We start from the raw sequence: 15,775 nt of genomic DNA, 5'->3' as shown, positions 1-15,775 counted from the left end.
TATGTCTGCAAGAACAACTGATATAAACGACGAAGAAATAGAAGAAGTTCTACAACTGGTGAACAACCAATATGGCTACGATTTCACTCACTATTCCCGCGCTTCAATGCACCGGCGAATTACGCGGTTTATAGATGTGGCAGGTTATAGAAATATGCATGATCTAAAAAATCATCTTATAAATGATAAAACTGTTTTCGATTTTTTTCTGCAACGTATTACAGTTAACGTCACCGAAATGTTTCGCGATCCCGGGTTCTATAAAGTAATTCGAAAACACGTAATTCCTATCATAGCATCTTATCCATCCATCAAGATCTGGCACGCAGGCTGTTCGTCGGGCGAGGAAGTTTTTTCCATGGCCATACTTCTACACGAAGCAGGGTTACTCAACCGCTCAAAAATATATGCAACGGATCTAAATCCACATAATATTGAAAAGGCGAAAATCGGGATTTTGCCCTTGGATGTTATGAAAGAGTATGTATCAAATTATATACAGGCAGGCGGCGAACACGATTTTGCTTCGTATTATACTGCCGGGTACAACCGTGCGATCATCAGAAAAGAACTTCGGTCAAATATTATTTTTTCGCAACACAATCTTGTCACCGACCAGGTGTTTAACGAGTTCCAGTTGATTTTTTGTAGAAACGTAATGATTTACTTCAATCGCGAATTGCAGAATAAAGTGCTACATCTCTTTCACAACAGCCTTTCCCCACTCGGATATTTAGCATTGGGTATTAAGGAGACGCTTTTGTTTTCGGACTTAAAAAACAATTTCGACGTAGTAAGTCACCGGGACAAGATTTTTAGAAGAAATAGGTGAGCACTTGTCAGCTAGAAGCGCATTGTTAGTTGTTTGACTAAATTCATTTTTAGTATATTTTTTTTGTTCAGGCTTAAGTAAATCTATTAAACATTCTTGCGTCGCACACTTATACAAAAGATTAAAAAAGCAGCTAAACATAACATTCCGGCACTCGTTTCTATTCAACTTCCCTGCGTGCCAACGTATCGCTTTTAGTCCACCGCCAACGCACGTGCCCATGCCGTTAATGGTCGCCTCACCCCCAAACTAATCTTCCTCCGAGGTACTACAATTTGCGATGTATCTTTCAACTTTTGCAGTCGTTTCCGATCATGGCATTCCATTAACTTTACCCGAAACATCTGTTTTAATGGGGGAAAATAAAGTAGAGCTAATTGTTATCGGAGGTTCAGCAGGAAGCTTCCCTGTTTTGTTGCATCTGATAAAAGCGCTTCCCGAAAATTTCTCTGTCCCTGTACTAATTGTTGTTCACCGGCAACGAAATGTATTAAGCGAGTTTACAAAAATTGTTGCTGAAGCAAATAAGAATAAAAGAATTCTAGAACCCGATGATAAAGCGTTAATAGAAAAGCCTTGTATTTATATTGCACCTCAAAATTATCATACGTTGATTGAGAAAGACCGCTCTTTTAGCCTCGACTATTCTGAAGCAATAAAATTTAGTCGTCCATCTATTGATGTCACTTTCGAAAGTGCAGCCAGGGTATATAAAAATAATTTATTGAGCATTTTATTAAGCGGCGCAAACAACGATGGAACTGATGGTATAAAGACAGTCATTAAAAATGGGGGGTCAGCGATAGTGCAAGATCCTTCAACGGCTGAATTTCCTGCTATGCCACGCTCGGCGCTGGCAGCGGTACCCGATGTCGCGGTCCTCAATTTTTTTAGAATTTCCAACTACATAAATAGCTTGAATAGTTTATAAACGATAGATACATGATTTCAAAGGGTGCAAGAGAATTTACAGTGTTGTTGGTTGATGACAGGCCAGAGAACATAATGGTACTACAGGAAATACTTGAAAAAGACAACCGGAAGTTTATATCGGCGTTGTCGGGAAATGAGGCATTAAAAACGGTTTGGAAAAACCCCTCGATAGGACTCATCATGCTCGACGTTCAAATGCCCGATATGGATGGCTTTGAAGTAGCAAGGATGTTGAAATCAAATTCGAAAACAAAAGATATTGCCATCATTTTTGTTACTGCCATTAGTAAAGACGTACAATATGTAATGCAGGGTTTTGACGAGGGCGCCGTTGACTACCTTCAAAAACCGCTGGATATCAACGTTACCAAAGCGAAGGTGAATGTTTCGGAAAAGCTTTTTTTTTACCAACAGCAATTGAAAGAATCTTTACTGGAGGTAGAGAAAGTAAATAAGCAGCTCGAAAAATTTGTATACATGGTTTCGCACGACCTTAAGTCGCCACTAGCATCCATTATTACTGTCATGTCTTCTATAAAGGGAAATTCGATCGTTGAAACAGACCCCTTAACTTCTCAAAAGATAGACCTCGTTTATATGGCTTCCAATCATCTGGCTGAGATGATAAATGCTATACTGGAATATTCAAAGCAAAGCTTTGCCCAACAAACAGTAGAGGAGGTCAACGTTTTTGAACTGGTTAATCAAATTGCATTTCTACTTTTTCCCCCTCAAAACATTACAATAACCGTATCGCAGAAGTTGCCGGTTATCCTAACCCGAAAGATTAAACTACAGCAGGTTTTTCAGAATTTATTAAGCAATGCAATAAAGTACTCCGATAAACCTGACGGGGTTATAGAGGTTAACGTTTTTGAGAAAGATCAGTTTTATGTTTTTTCGGTAAAGGATAATGGACCGGGCATGGCAAGAATAGACGCTGACAGAATTTTTAGATTGTTTGAAACAGGGTCAAACACATCAAATAATGATAGCAGCACAGGAGTAGGCCTAAACATTCTGAAAGTGTTGGTAGAAGAACAAGGCGGAAAAATTTGGGCAGAGTCGGTAGAAGGAGAAGGAAGTACTTTTTATTTTGAATGGAGAAAGTAGTTGAGGCACTGTGCAACCGCGATGGGCTGGCACACTTTAAGTAATCCCGTAATTATAATTCAAAACAAATTCGATGCAAGAAAAACAATACCCATTTTTTATAAAAAGTACCGTAGTTCTTTTCGGACTTATTTTACTCACTTACGCATTAATTAATTTGCGGAATATACTTGTACCAATAGCATTTTCAGTCATCATTGCTATTCTGCTTAATCCTTTGGTGAACAAATTTAAGAACCAAAAGATCCCACACATTTTCTCTATCATAATCGCTATGTTGTTAGCAATAGTAATTATTGCCGGTATACTATATTTTCTGTCGTCACAAATAGCGGGCTTCGGAGAAAATATTCCAATACTAAAAACAAAGTTTGCTTCATTAACGCACCAGTTACAGGAGTATGTTAGAGTTAAATTTGGAATTGCTATAGACAGGCAGGTTCTGTTGATTAACGACGCTATAAACAATAGTAAAGCCTTGGTAGGACAAACGGTTGGTACTGCACTAGGAACGCTTGCCGTTATTTTTTTACTACCTGTATATACTTTTCTATTACTTTTTTATAAAGCGTTAATCCTAAATTTTCTGTACGAAGTATTTGCCGAGGAAAATACCCGCCAGGTCGGAGATATTTTAAGCCAAACTAAAACTGCTATTCAGAGTTACATGGTCGGGTTGCTGTTAGAAGCGCTTATCGTGGCAGCTTTAAACTCAACTGCTTTAATGATTTTAGGAATTGACTACGCAATCTTATTAGGTGTGCTTGGTGCTATACTCAATATGATCCCTTATCTGGGTGGTATTATTGCTATTGCTTTGCCGGTGCTGATGGCCACAGTTACGAAAGATGGGTTTTCATCGCAGCTTGGGATAATCATTGCTTACGCCATTATCCAATTCATAGACAACAATATTTTGGTTCCCCGCATTGTATCTTCTAAAGTGCAGATAAATGCATTGTTTTCTATTTTAGTTGTATTGTTAGGCGGTGCATTATGGGGCGTTCCAGGTATGTTTCTGTCGATACCAGCCGTAGCTATAATAAAAATTATTTTTGACAGGATCGATGATTTGAAGCCCTGGGGTAAACTGCTTGGTGACGAGGTGCCAACGCGCCATAAGGGCCAAATTTGGATACGTCGTAGAAAGAAACCTTCGGTGGCAGAAAGAATCGTTGAATAGAAAGAATCACGCTCCGATTTGAACTACCATTTTATAGGTAAAACGAGGTTCATAGCCTGGCTTGAAACGGTACATCCTTCATTTTTTCATATCTCCCTTTACCGGAGGGTTTATTGTAGACTCTCAAAAATTTTGCTTCAAATGCTACCGGCTCTTTAGCAAGATATTCGTGCGCAAGTATTTTCATTGCTGCAAAGTCTTCTCTTGTAAATCCGCACCAGCCTCGTCCTAATGTCAAATGAGGATGGAACGATTCATGTTGCTGTGGCTGTTGCCTTGCATCCCCTTCTTCAAAAGGCTGTATTGCTGTAATGAGTTCCTTATGCAAATTTGTAAGGTGTGTTGATTGTACATCAATAAACAAAACACGATTACCAAAATTTCCTGTATCGGGCAAGCATATAGGGAAGGGACGAAATGAATTGCAAACCTTTTCGATTGCAGCTATCCATGCTATTTCGTCCGAAACTGTTACCGGCGGTCGTAGCGTAATATGTGGTTCGAGCCTGTTATCTCCAAACTGTTTTTGAATATTTAAAACAGTTTCATAAATATTACCCGGGGGAACAACTCCAATAAAATATTTCATAAAGCTGCACAAGTGTAGAATAAAATCAGGTAAAAAACATTTGCAAAGAGGGCGTAAGTACGAGGTCTCTTTTGGAATGTTGATTAAAGAAATAAATAGTTGCAGTGAGTGACACAACGATGTTGAACAAAGAAGTAATGCATGCGTAAAAAACATAAAATACCTCTTTCATTAATAATGATATTTGTGCTTCTCAACACTGCTAATCCTGTTTCTTTTCCTTCTTTCCGGCGGCTTTTTTCGCAGTCGCTTTCTTAGGTACTTTGTCACCTGCTTCTCTTGCTTCAGACAACGCAATCGCAATAGCTTGCTTTGGACTCGTCACCTTTTTTCCTGTTCCGGTTTTTAGTTTTCCTTCTTTCATTTCATGCATTACTTCTTCCACTTTTTCGCCTGACTCTTTAGAATACTTTGCCATGGTTGTATAATATTTTGAAGATAAAAATTGATTTTATTAAAAAAAATATACCACCCGTCGACTCTTTTCTTTTTTATAACAGCCTTAAAAAAAACATTAAAAACATTAAAACTAGTACAAACCATTTCTCGTAGGTAGAAGTGGAAGGCAGATTACCTTTTGAAAAAATATTAACCAATAAAAACACCGTTATGACAAAGAACGAGGCTTTATTTGAAAACAAAATAGTAGCGGACCGCGACTCTGGTTTTGCTAATATGACAAGAAGAAAATTCTTGAATTTTGCGGGAGCATCTACCGGACTGGTATTGTTAGCCGCATGTAGTAAAAACGACAACAACGGTGTAGACCTTGGAAGTGGTGATACTGGCATTTTAAATTATGCCTATGCACTTGAGCAACTGGAAGCAGCATTCTACATACAAGTTGTAAACTCTTTCTATACTGGCATTTCTGCAGACGAAAGGTCTTTACTAACCGACATACGCGACCATGAAGTAGCTCACCGCGAGTTTTTCAAAGCTGCTTTAGGCGGCAGTGCCATCCAGGCACTTGAAGTTGATTTTAGTTCAATAAATTTTGCTGATCGTACCAGTGTGTTGGGAACTGCTAAAGCGTTTGAAGATTTAGGTGTGTCTGCATATAACGGTGCCGGACCATTACTTCAGTCTGCTGCTTTTCTTACGCTTGCCGGAAAAATAGTTTCAGTGGAAGCCCGTCATGCGGCATTGATACGTGACCGTATTTCAAATGGCTCATTTGTAGCCGGTGATGTAGTAGACCTGACTACTGGTCTCGAGAAATCAAGAACTCCTGCACAAGTGTTAGGTATTGCAGGCACTTACATTAAAACTCAAATTAACGCTAGTAATTTACCTTCTTAAATATTACCATCATGAACTTACAAAACATAATAAAAGAGATAGAAACTGTAGATCCTGAGTTTCACGAAAGGGTAAGCCCGCGCCGTGAAGCAATTAAAAACATGACAGGATTTGGAAAGAAATTAGCCCTGGGTGCATTGCCACTTGCAATGGGCAGTTTGTTTACAAAGGCCTACGGTCAAACGCAGCCTACCGCTATCAACGATGTTTTAAACTTTGCGTTAACCCTCGAATATTTAGAAGCAGAGTTTTATACAAGAGGCGTCGCCGCTCATGGTGCTGCTCTTGCGGGAACTCCGGCAATAGGTGCTTTGACTACTATTCGCAACGATGAAAATAATCACGTTAACTTTCTGAAATCTGTATTAGCTGCTGCAGCCGTTGCTAAACCTAATTTTGATTTTACCGCAAAGGGTACTTTCCCTGATCCATTTAATACCGCTAACTACGCCGTATTTCTTGCATTGGCCCAGGCTTTTGAAGACACAGGTGTACGTGCATACAAAGGGCAGGCTCCTTTTCTTATGAGTAATAAAACAGTGCTTGAAGCGGCGCTTAACATTCACTCTGTAGAAGCAAGACATGCATCACATATTCGCCAGATGCGTAAGGCTAATGGTGACACTACTTTAAAACCCTGGATCACCGGAAACAATCGGGGCGCCATACCTGCTGCCGCTCAAGCTGTGTACAATGGTGAAGAGTTAGAAACACAAGCAACTGTAAAATTATCAGGAATGGTAGTGGACGGAATAACACTGTCTGCTGCTGCTGTAACAGAAGCGTTCGACGAGCCGTTAAGCTATAAGGATGCGCTCGATATTGCGAAGTTATTTATCGCCTAAATGTATTTTAACAACAGTAGTTTTTTGGGGTAATTGGTAAAAAAGAGGCTTACTTTCTGGTAATGCCTCTTTTTGTTCTACGGTATGCCGATGAAAACCAACGATAGGGTTGTATTGGATATTTTTTTGAGCCACCTGTTTTTTTCATTGCAGCTTTTGTTGTGTCACTCACTTGTACAGCTATTCATAATTGAGCAAATGAACGTTCTACGGAATTATTGTAGTTAAATAAATGTTCTAAGCCAGGTAGCATCGCTCACCCGTGCGCTATCACTTTTCGCCCGCCTATTTTTAAAAATGGTTTATGTGTAAACCATCGCTTAAGTACAATGTAGACAAGTAGCACAATATGATTTTATGACAAGTAAAGTAAATTCTTATATTGAGCTATGAATTATAAATACGCTGTTTTTCTCCTTTTGTTTTTCTCCTTTTATTTTGCGAAAGCTCAGAATGTATCAAAGGCTGTGTTTCATCTGGGAGACACAGAGATCAAGTCGGTCGACATTACAGAAAACGGGTTCATACTGACAATTGATAATAAAGGAAATCTTGTTTCCTTTAATTCGATCGCAGGCGGAGACTATCAATATTTTGACGAGGGCTATGGTAGTAGGGATGCAAAAATAAAGTCTATTGGAAATGTACAAATTGATTATTGGATAAATGATGTGGAAGGCAGTAGGGATGGGAAAGTGAAAACAATTGGTAACATGAAAATTGATTACTGGATAACCGATTTATTAAGCGGCAAAAAAGGTAAAGTAAAATCTATTGGAAATATTCTTGTTGACTATTGGAACGATGATTTGTTAAACGGAGGACAAGGCAAACTGAAATCTATTGGCAATATGAATATCGAATATTGGACCGATGATTTACTTAGCGGCAAACTTGGCAAAGCAAAGTCGATGGGAAATATAACGGTAGACTATTTTACGAGCGACTTGTTGAGTAGTAATTACGGTAGAATTAAATCGATAAATGGCAACACAGCAAGTATTTATGCCGTTCGAAACTAAAATTTAATTATAACGAACAGGAGGAAAATAACCAACAGAATACCTGCAAGAATTAAAAAGCAAAATTCGTAGTAATTGAAATTGGTAATAGTGCTAAGGGTGGGAGGTACTAGCACCAAAAACTTATCTTGCTGCTGAAAATATTAAAGATGCGGATAACAATTTTGAGGGTATGTCTTATAATCGTTGGACTAAATGCCATTGGGGCTACAGCACAATCAAATAATATTTTCGATACAAGTATTGTAAAGCCTCGTTGCAGGGTTATAATAGACAATGATTTTAGTGGTGATCCGGATGGATTGTTTCAATTGGTTCATCATTTATTGTCTCCGTCTGTTGACGTCAGGGCTATCATTGGCTCTCACCTAAATGTTCGTGACGGTTTTGATAATTCTAAAACCCAAGCTGACAATGCAGCCAAACAGGCGCGGCAACTTGTGAAGTTAGTGAGGCCCAAATTTAATGTGCCGGTTATTGCAGGATCGAACATTGGTATGGCCAATGATAGCACGCCGGTAAAAAGCGAGGCAGTGCAATTTATAATCAAAGAAGCGCTGCGTACTGATACTAAAGATCCTTTGTACGTTGTTTGTGGTGCAGGTCTTACAGAAATTGCGAGCGCCTTATTGACGCGGCCAGAGATCGCAGAAAAAATAACGTTGGTATGGATTGGTGGTGCAGAGTACATTGATCTTGCTTTTCCTCCGCCTAATTACTCGTCTCCTGAATATAACCTGAACATTGATATTAATGCAGGTAAAGTCATCTTTAACAAATCTTCGGTTGCATTATGGCAAGTGCCAAGAAATGCTTACCGGCAGTGTTTATTGTCTTATGCCCAATTAATATTTAACGTAAAATCGAAAGGCGAAGTAGGAAAATACCTGGCAGGAAAAATTGAAGATGTAATGAAAAGGATAAGCAAGTTTGGATTGAATATAGGCGAAACATACGTGTTGGGTGATAGTCCTCTTGTACTGCTTACTGCTTTGCAATCTTCCTTTGAAGCGGATCCTTCGTCCAGCAAATATGTTATTAAGATGGCACCTAAAATTAATGATAGGGGCGATTACGAATTTAACGAAAAGGGAAGAAACATTAGGGTGTATGACTGGCTCGATACGAACCTAATGTTTAATGACTTTTTTGCCAAGCTTTCCCTTTTCCGGAAATAAGTTTATTGCAAGCCGAATGTTAAAAACGGCTATAGCTGCCATCTATTTCTCTTTAAAAAATAGGTGCTGCTTTTTATGGAATCGCTCTTACGATGCAAATTGATATAAATGTTGAAGGGTGTGACACAACGATATTGATAGAAGATATGCGGGTGGCTAACAAATTACTATTTCAACTTTTCTTGTCAATTTCAAAAAAGTAATTACAAGAAATCAATAATTACTTAGGCTCAACCTGCAATTCTTTTTTCTCAATAAAAGCATAACAGATCATATGGCAGATATGCATGTGGCAATCTTCGACGCGGCCGTAATGAGTTGAATTGATGGTGAGGGTATGATCGGCGAGCTCGGCTAGTTTGCCCTTTTTTGCTCCAACTAACGCAATAACATGTACCTGGTTTTGCTTACACCACTCAACTGCTTTCACAAGGTTAGGCGAATTTCCACTTACGCTCATGGTAAAAGCAATGTCTCCAGGCCGCGCATAATTCTGTAATTGACGAAGGAAAACATCATCATAAGAATAATCATTTCCTATCGCTGTTATCCAGCTTACATTGTCGTTTATCGAGAGGCAACGAAAACGGCGGTAGGTGAAGTCTGAAGCTCCCTTGCCTAAATCAGTGATAAAATGTGAAGCATTTGAAGCACTTCCTCCATTTCCGAAAACAAAAATTTGCCTGTCTTCTTTCAGTGCTTTTTGAAAAGTCGAAATTACTTTATCGACCTCCTCAACAGGTATTGACTCTAATGCAGCTTTGTGCTCGTTTATGTAGTTCTCTACAAAATCTTTCATTGTTATTCTTTTTAAAAGTTAGGTATTTGGTTTCTTATGTGTGATTGAAATGCTTCTTTTGCGAGTTCAATAGCCCCAAATGGAACTACATCTTCGCCAAGTGAAGCTATCTGAATTGTTGGTGGTGGTAACAAAGCTTTTAAAAGGTACTGGGGAAGCTTTTCGGCGACGGGCAATCTTAGATGCTCTTTCAGCAGCGAAAGACCTCCTCCGATAACAATAATATGGGGATTGAAAAGATGCACTACGTGCGAAAGGGCAAAAGAAATGTCATCGGCAAGCTGGTTAACAATCGCAATTGCATCAGCATCTTTTTCCTGCAAGGCAGGAGTAAGAAGGGTTGCCTCAGGTGCGCCTGAATTTTTATAAAGTGTTGCAAGCCTGCAGCCCGGATGCGTAGCGATGTGTTCTTTTATTTTTTTGTTAACTGCCCAGCCCGAGCATTGGGCCTCGAGTGTAACGCCACTTTTGTTAAGGCGCAGGTGGCCAATCTCTACTTCGCCTGGTGTTCTTCCGTGATAAATCTTTTCATTAATGATCATTCCACCTCCAATACCGCTGCCTATGGTCATGTAAAAAACCGAGTTATAGCCTTTGCCGCATCCATGTATTGCTTCGGCAAGCGCGGCGGTATTCGCATCGTTATCAATGGCCACCGGCAAACCGGTTAGTTCCTGCAACCATGTTTTCATATTGAAATTTCCCCACCCCTCAATCTGATGCGATAGTTGGATAGAACCGGTCTTCCAATCTACAGGTCCACCAAAACCAACACCGATAGCGCAGGCATTATTTCTCTGCAACAAATTTTGTATGCCTTCTTCAATCTGTTTCCTAATGCCAAAAGCTCCTTCAATCGGGTTTATAGAATAGCGTAATCTTTCCTTAATAGTTGCAGAACCATCACTCGCTATTAGCTGCAGTTTGGTTCCTCCAATTTCAATTCCAATAAATATTTCCTCGGTTATCAATTGCATGAAGGTGTTGTAATTGGACGGCCAAATTAAAATAATAAGCTGACTGTAACCGTCAATATTTTAAATAACATTTAGATTAGTATCAAAGACTAGAAAGATTGCTTTTCGGGCAGGAACTTCCAATATCTTTTTGGCATGTGTTGTATATGCAGTTTCGTATTTCTCCTTGCAGCTATATTCACGCTTGAAAAGTATTGCTGCCATAATCGTTGGTATAGTTCTTCCTTCTCGTCTGTTATCACTTCTATATTTTTCCCCTTGCTGGTTTGCTCATTAAAAGACACGATAACATTTTCGACTACAGAAAGATTATAATAAATGCCATAGTTCCTGCTGCTATCGTAAATAAGCCACCTTTGGTCTGCATATCGATCTTTGAAATGTTTTTGAATAAGGGGCAACACGTTGAAGTCTGGTTGGCAAATGGCGTAGTATAAATTATCAGCAGTTAGCTGAAACCGAACAAACGCTTCCATTCGGTGCTTCTCACGATACACTTTTTTGGCTGTCTGCACAACCGTTAATACTGCAGCATTAGAATAATCTCTTTCAATACTTTGTTTGCTGCCGAAGACGTGTTGAACATATCTCAGCAACACATTTTCAATTCCTTTTTCTTCCGACAAAAAAGCCTGGTATAATCCAGATAGGGCAGGGGCAGAAATTTTTTGCGTAAGGCCCTTCCAAACCCTTGTAGTCTTTTGCTGGTCGAAATAACTCTCGTGATGTTTGTTGAAGACGTTTGCCTGGAACCGGTCTTTTTTACAAATTTCCACGTCGCCAAACTTATATTCGTATACCTCGAAGACGACCGTAAGCCACCCTTCAAAGGTGCCGTCGTAGGTTATCGCAGTCATTTAAAACAGTTTAAGTTGGGGAGAGAAGTTGGGCTTATACTTACTTGCTCCTGACTGTAAGATCCGCTCTTTAATTTGTGAAGGCATCCAATCTTTAAAACTGAAATGGTCACTCTGACAAGTAACGAAGTTTCTGGCCCTGTTTACAGCGATGCCAAATTTTTTCAAATTGTCCCAGCTTAACTTATTAAACTTCCTGGCCGCAACAATCTTTTTAGCAGAGTTAACACCAATCCCGGGAATTCGCATAATCAGGGAAAGATCTGCTTTATTAATGTCTAGCGGAAACAGGTGAAGATTTCGAAGTGCCCAACTAAGTTTAGGGTCAATATCAGTATCGAGTAAAGGGTTTTCAAGGTTTACAATTTCCTCCACCTTAAACCCGTAAAAGCGTAAAAGCCAGTCTGCCTGGTATAACCGGTTCTCTCTGATCATGGGAACGGGCGTTCCGATTGCGGGCAAGCGATTATCGTTGCTGATTGGAACGTATCCCGAATAATAGACCCGCTTCAGTTTCATCTTTTCATAAAACTGGTTCGCCATCCACAAAATCTGCAGGTCACTTTCCGGTGTCGCTCCTATAACCATTTGGGTGCTTTGCCCTGCCGGTGCAAAAAGGGGCGCTTTTTTAAAAAGCTTCTTTTCTTCCCTGTTCTCTTCTATTGCACCTTTCAGGTATTTCATAGGCGCAATCATATCTTTCCGGTTCTTATCCGGCGCTAATAACTTCAGGCTTTGTTCAGTCGGCATTTCCACATTTACGCTTAGCCGGTCAGCATATAATCCTGCTTCTTTTAGCAGTTCCTCACTTGCCCCCGGAATAGCTTTTAGGTGTATATAGCCGTTGAAATTATGTTCCTGTCTTAGTTTCTTTGCAATTCGAACCAATCGCTCCATAGTATAATCAGCATTTTTAAAAATGCCTGAACTAAGAAACAGACCTTCAATATAATTTCTTCGATAAAAGTTTATGGTGAGGTCAACTACTTCCTGCACGGTGAAGGCTGCCCGTTGAATGTCGTTGCTTTTACGGCTTACGCAATACGCACAGTCAAAAATGCAATGATTGGTAAGAAGTATTTTCAAAAGAGATACGCACCTGCCGTCTTCCGTATAAGCGTGGCAGATACCTTCTCCTTTAGCATTTCCCAAACCTTTGTCTTCATTTCTCCGACTGCTTCCGCTGGATGAACATGAAACATCGTATTTAGCCGCGTCAGCGAGTATAGAAAGTTTTTCGGTTAGCCTCTCACTCATTCTAATAGTATTAGCACAAAGATACTAAAAATGTTAGTAAAAGGAGGTGTAAACAAAGGCATTTCACTGCCTTTGTTCTTTTGAGAAAATTTTATTGTTGACCTGCTTTTCGAATTCTATGTAACATCGTTGTGTCACTCACTTGTACTTATTGGTTACCTACTGAGCAGCACTAAAACATTTTAACCCATTTTTCTTCAGTTGGTATTTTTATATATTTTTAAGGTATTGCATATCATCCGTCAAACTTTTTAAAGCTGAGGAAGTATATTCTTCCTGTTCTACAAAATAATATTTCATTCCTGCTTTATCTCCGTTCTTTAGCAAGTGCTTAATGTCAACGCCTCCCTTTCCAAATTCAACGCTATTCTTTTTCTTAAGGTCCATATCCTTCAAGTGCCATAACGGGAACCGGTTAGGGTATTTTGCGAAATATTTAAAAGGATCGTTGCCTGTAACCACTAACCATCCAAGATCCATTTCCATCTTCACCAATTCTGGATCTGTTCTGTCTAACAAAATGTCGTACAACACTTGTCCATTCACCTTTTCAAATTCTTCTTCGTGGTTGTGGTAACCAAAAATGAGGTTTCTTTTCTTACAATCCTCCGCTGCTTTATTAAAGATATCGGCAGTCTTTTGATAATTTTCTATCGTTTGTCCACTTGCTGGCATGGAGGAACAAATAAGATAGCTCTGCCCAGCTTCTGCCGCAGCATCCACCGACTTTAGCCAGTTTTTGTCTATTCCAACATGACCACTTCTAACAGTCATTCCTAAGTCTGATGCAATCTTTCTTATTTCTTTTGGTGTTAATCCGTAATAGTTTCCTTTTTCGCTTCTCGCTGATTCAAGTTCCTTGTAACCTATTTTGGCAAGTTTTTGCAAAGTGCCTTTTGCATCGGCAAGCATTTCTTCTCTTACCGAGTAAAGCTGAACTCCTACATTCTTTGGTTTCTTAAGTTCGGCAGGTAACATAAAAGCCCCTAACGCAAATGTTCCGGAAGTTTTAATAAAGTGACGTCGTGATGCCATAAGATTACAATATTTAAAAGTTAAACGAGTGGCAATAACAATGCTGTGACGCGTTGTTGTTGCAAAAATTTGAAGTTAGCAATTATTGCTATAGCCCCATTATTAATTTAACAATAATCGTTTCGTTACTCGATGCTTCTGAAGGCAATAGAAGGCACTGAAAACACGGCACCCTGTGGCCTCAACCACACATGTAAGTTTGTGTCTCTTTGCAACTATAATGAAACGATTTGGCTTTAATATGACCGCCCCGGGCAGATCTTACCATACACGCCAGGGCCTTTATACCCGATTTTTTTTTATAGCAGTGAGTGACCCAATAGTGCTTGATAGTAGCACAAGCGTTTGTACTAAAAGAGGGCCTTAATGCAGGAGCAGATTGCTTCGCCGCTCCTGCTTGCAATAACGGCTGAGTTAGTTGATGAGTTGAACGGCAGCCTTGCCCAGTATTGCTTCTAGCGTATAAGTGAGTGACACAACGATGCTTAATAGTAGCACTGGTGCTTAAGCAAAAATGTAGTTGACAAGTTGATTGGTTGAACACCTGTGCAACACCTCACCCCCCGAAGCCATTGCAGCTGTGTAACCTACAACTGAAGCACGGGCTAAAACAGCCTCACGCTGGAAGACCTGCAGGGACTTAACAGGGTGCTAGCGGTTTGTTGTTCCTTTGTTGTGGTTAACGTATTCCAAAATGTCGCCCGGCTGGCAATCCAGCGCTGTACAAATTGCATTTAAAGTGCTAAAGCGAATAGCTTTTGCTTTTCCCGTTTTTAAGATGGAAAGGTTAGAAAGTGTCAGCTCAACTTTCTCTGATAGCTCATTAAGCGACATTTTACGCTTTGCCATCATTACATCTAAGTTTACAATGATTGGCATGCTTAAACAGTTAAATCGTTTTCGTTTTGAATCTCTATTCCTTTTTTGAAGATCGTCGCAATAATATAAATGACTGCTGCCATTAAAATAAATGCTTCACTATCTGCCCAAAACTGGTTTAAGTTGTCGGTAACAAACCCATGATGCATTAAATTTTTAGCTGCCTGTCGTGCGAAGTAACTTATAAGTCCTATTGACAAAGTGTAGTAACTAATTTGTGAAATTCGTTTGGAAACAAAGTTGTTGAATGGTTTTGACAAATCGAATTTGCTCACTAGCAGGATGACCTGGTAGAATAGGACAGCTTTTAAAATAGCTATGAAAAGTATAAAACTATACATCCCGAAATAAACCATTTTACTACGTTCATACATTTCACTTAAATCTAACTTGTTATATAAGTGATGGACAAATTCAGGCTTGTAAAGACTTACAATAAAATTGACTATTAAAGCTCCAGCCTCAATGCCTAAGCCAATGAAGATGAGCCAGGCCACAATCGTGAGTACCGTAAATATGAAGTTGTTAGTTGTAGACATAATTGAAGAGTTTAATTATGTCGCTAAGATAATATCATTTATTGACAAACAATAAATAAACAGTCAAATCCAATAAATTTATATTGAGCCAGGATAATTAAAGTAATCTATTGGAACACTTCAACTAGCGCCCATATAGTGTATTAAGCAGTTGTAAAGGGCTGCGTTTTATTCCCGGTAAGCCTCGAACACGAACAAGGCCAATAGTTGCTTTTACAGATATCAAGTATTTGCTACGTGGGCAATCACTTTTTAATAGTGGGTACTTAATGCCTTCATTACAAAAAATGGAACTATCGCGGCTTATGGAGCTATAGCTGCCAATTATGGCCGTTTTAAGTAAGGGCACGCTTATTGTCTCATTATGAATTAGTTATATTAAAATAAACACATGAAACAACTCCACTCGCACTTTTCAAATTTTGTCGCGTCAAA

General features: G+C 39.3%; 17 protein-coding genes. 8 read left to right on the top strand and 9 right to left on the bottom strand.

Translation table 11 applies throughout. The features are described from left to right. The first annotated feature begins 1 nt into the window (after nt 1). The 4 genes from JWR87_RS10340 (at nt 2) to JWR87_RS10325 (ending at nt 4,061) form a co-directional block, all read left to right on the top strand. Nucleotides 2–832 carry a protein-glutamate O-methyltransferase CheR gene (locus tag JWR87_RS10340; protein ID WP_297819297.1) on the top strand — a complete coding sequence of 277 codons (831 nt, stop codon included), beginning with the start codon at nt 2–4 and terminating at the stop codon, nt 830–832. Between the two features lie 280 nt (nt 833–1,112). Beyond that, a complete protein-coding gene (locus tag JWR87_RS10335) occupies nt 1,113–1,763 on the top strand; it encodes a chemotaxis protein CheB (protein ID WP_297819294.1) in 651 nt (216 codons plus the stop codon). A gap of 11 nt (nt 1,764–1,774) precedes the next feature. Next, nucleotides 1,775–2,878 carry a hybrid sensor histidine kinase/response regulator gene (locus JWR87_RS10330; protein WP_297819291.1) on the top strand — a complete coding sequence of 368 codons (1,104 nt, stop codon included), beginning with the start codon at nt 1,775–1,777 and terminating at the stop codon, nt 2,876–2,878. A gap of 73 nt (nt 2,879–2,951) precedes the next feature. Beyond that, nucleotides 2,952–4,061, top strand: a complete 1,110-nt coding sequence (locus tag JWR87_RS10325) for an AI-2E family transporter (protein ID WP_297819288.1) — start codon at nt 2,952–2,954, stop codon at nt 4,059–4,061. Nucleotides 4,062–4,110: 49 nt separating this feature from the next. On the opposite strand, the gene JWR87_RS10320 is transcribed toward JWR87_RS10325, so the two are convergent. Both JWR87_RS10320 and JWR87_RS10315 read right to left on the bottom strand, forming a co-directional pair. Beyond that, on the bottom strand, nt 4,111–4,650 hold the full coding sequence (locus JWR87_RS10320; RefSeq protein WP_297819286.1) for a 2'-5' RNA ligase family protein: 540 nt from the start codon (nt 4,648–4,650) through the stop codon (nt 4,111–4,113). Between the two features lie 202 nt (nt 4,651–4,852). Then, nucleotides 4,853–5,068, bottom strand: a complete 216-nt coding sequence (locus tag JWR87_RS10315) for a DUF6496 domain-containing protein (protein ID WP_297819283.1) — start codon at nt 5,066–5,068, stop codon at nt 4,853–4,855. A gap of 191 nt (nt 5,069–5,259) precedes the next feature. Here JWR87_RS10315 and JWR87_RS10310 point away from each other — a divergent pair, with 191 nt between their 5' ends. The 4 genes from JWR87_RS10310 to JWR87_RS10295 all read left to right on the top strand — a co-directional run bounded on the left by JWR87_RS10310 (nt 5,260) and on the right by JWR87_RS10295 (nt 8,997). Next, a complete protein-coding gene (locus tag JWR87_RS10310; RefSeq protein WP_297819280.1) occupies nt 5,260–5,952 on the top strand; it encodes a ferritin-like domain-containing protein in 693 nt (230 codons plus the stop codon). A gap of 11 nt (nt 5,953–5,963) precedes the next feature. Continuing rightward, nucleotides 5,964–6,797 carry a ferritin-like domain-containing protein gene (locus JWR87_RS10305; RefSeq protein WP_297819277.1) on the top strand — a complete coding sequence of 278 codons (834 nt, stop codon included), beginning with the start codon at nt 5,964–5,966 and terminating at the stop codon, nt 6,795–6,797. Nucleotides 6,798–7,186: 389 nt separating this feature from the next. Continuing rightward, nucleotides 7,187–7,819, top strand: a complete 633-nt coding sequence (locus tag JWR87_RS10300; RefSeq protein WP_297819274.1) for a hypothetical protein — start codon at nt 7,187–7,189, stop codon at nt 7,817–7,819. Between the two features lie 149 nt (nt 7,820–7,968). After that, the gene (locus JWR87_RS10295) at nt 7,969–8,997 is read left to right on the top strand and encodes a nucleoside hydrolase (protein ID WP_297819271.1); all 1,029 of its coding nucleotides are present in this window, start codon (nt 7,969–7,971) and stop codon (nt 8,995–8,997) included. Between the two features lie 220 nt (nt 8,998–9,217). Here JWR87_RS10295 and JWR87_RS10290 read toward each other — a convergent pair whose 3' ends face one another. The 7 genes from JWR87_RS10290 to JWR87_RS10260 all read right to left on the bottom strand — a co-directional run bounded on the left by JWR87_RS10290 (nt 9,218) and on the right by JWR87_RS10260 (nt 15,340). Continuing rightward, on the bottom strand, nt 9,218–9,796 hold the full coding sequence (locus JWR87_RS10290; protein WP_297819268.1) for an SIS domain-containing protein: 579 nt from the start codon (nt 9,794–9,796) through the stop codon (nt 9,218–9,220). A gap of 11 nt (nt 9,797–9,807) precedes the next feature. Beyond that, nucleotides 9,808–10,773 (bottom strand): ROK family protein, encoded by a 966-nt coding sequence (locus JWR87_RS10285; RefSeq protein ID WP_297819265.1) that lies wholly within the window; start codon nt 10,771–10,773, stop codon nt 9,808–9,810. Nucleotides 10,774–10,862: 89 nt separating this feature from the next. After that, nucleotides 10,863–11,630 carry a TIGR03915 family putative DNA repair protein gene (locus JWR87_RS10280; protein ID WP_297819262.1) on the bottom strand — a complete coding sequence of 256 codons (768 nt, stop codon included), beginning with the start codon at nt 11,628–11,630 and terminating at the stop codon, nt 10,863–10,865. Beyond that, entirely contained in the window at nt 11,631–12,887 is a 1,257-nt protein-coding gene (locus tag JWR87_RS10275; RefSeq protein ID WP_297819259.1) for a putative DNA modification/repair radical SAM protein, read from the bottom strand. Between the two features lie 210 nt (nt 12,888–13,097). Further along, nucleotides 13,098–13,922: a sugar phosphate isomerase/epimerase gene (locus JWR87_RS10270; RefSeq protein ID WP_297819257.1), complete on the bottom strand. Its 825-nt coding sequence runs from the start codon at nt 13,920–13,922 to the stop codon at nt 13,098–13,100. A gap of 651 nt (nt 13,923–14,573) precedes the next feature. Beyond that, nucleotides 14,574–14,801 carry a helix-turn-helix transcriptional regulator gene (locus JWR87_RS10265; RefSeq protein WP_297819254.1) on the bottom strand — a complete coding sequence of 76 codons (228 nt, stop codon included), beginning with the start codon at nt 14,799–14,801 and terminating at the stop codon, nt 14,574–14,576. Nucleotides 14,802–14,803: 2 nt separating this feature from the next. Next, complete coding sequence (locus tag JWR87_RS10260) at nt 14,804–15,340, bottom strand: DUF2975 domain-containing protein (RefSeq protein ID WP_297819251.1); 537 nt, start codon at nt 15,338–15,340, stop codon at nt 14,804–14,806. Nucleotides 15,341–15,775 lie beyond the last annotated feature (435 nt).

Source organism: Segetibacter sp., assembly GCF_025963695.1.
Taxonomy (GTDB): Bacteria; Bacteroidota; Bacteroidia; order Chitinophagales; family Chitinophagaceae; genus Segetibacter.
Note: the sequence above shows the minus strand (reverse complement) of the source record. Positions and strands in the feature narration are given on the sequence as shown.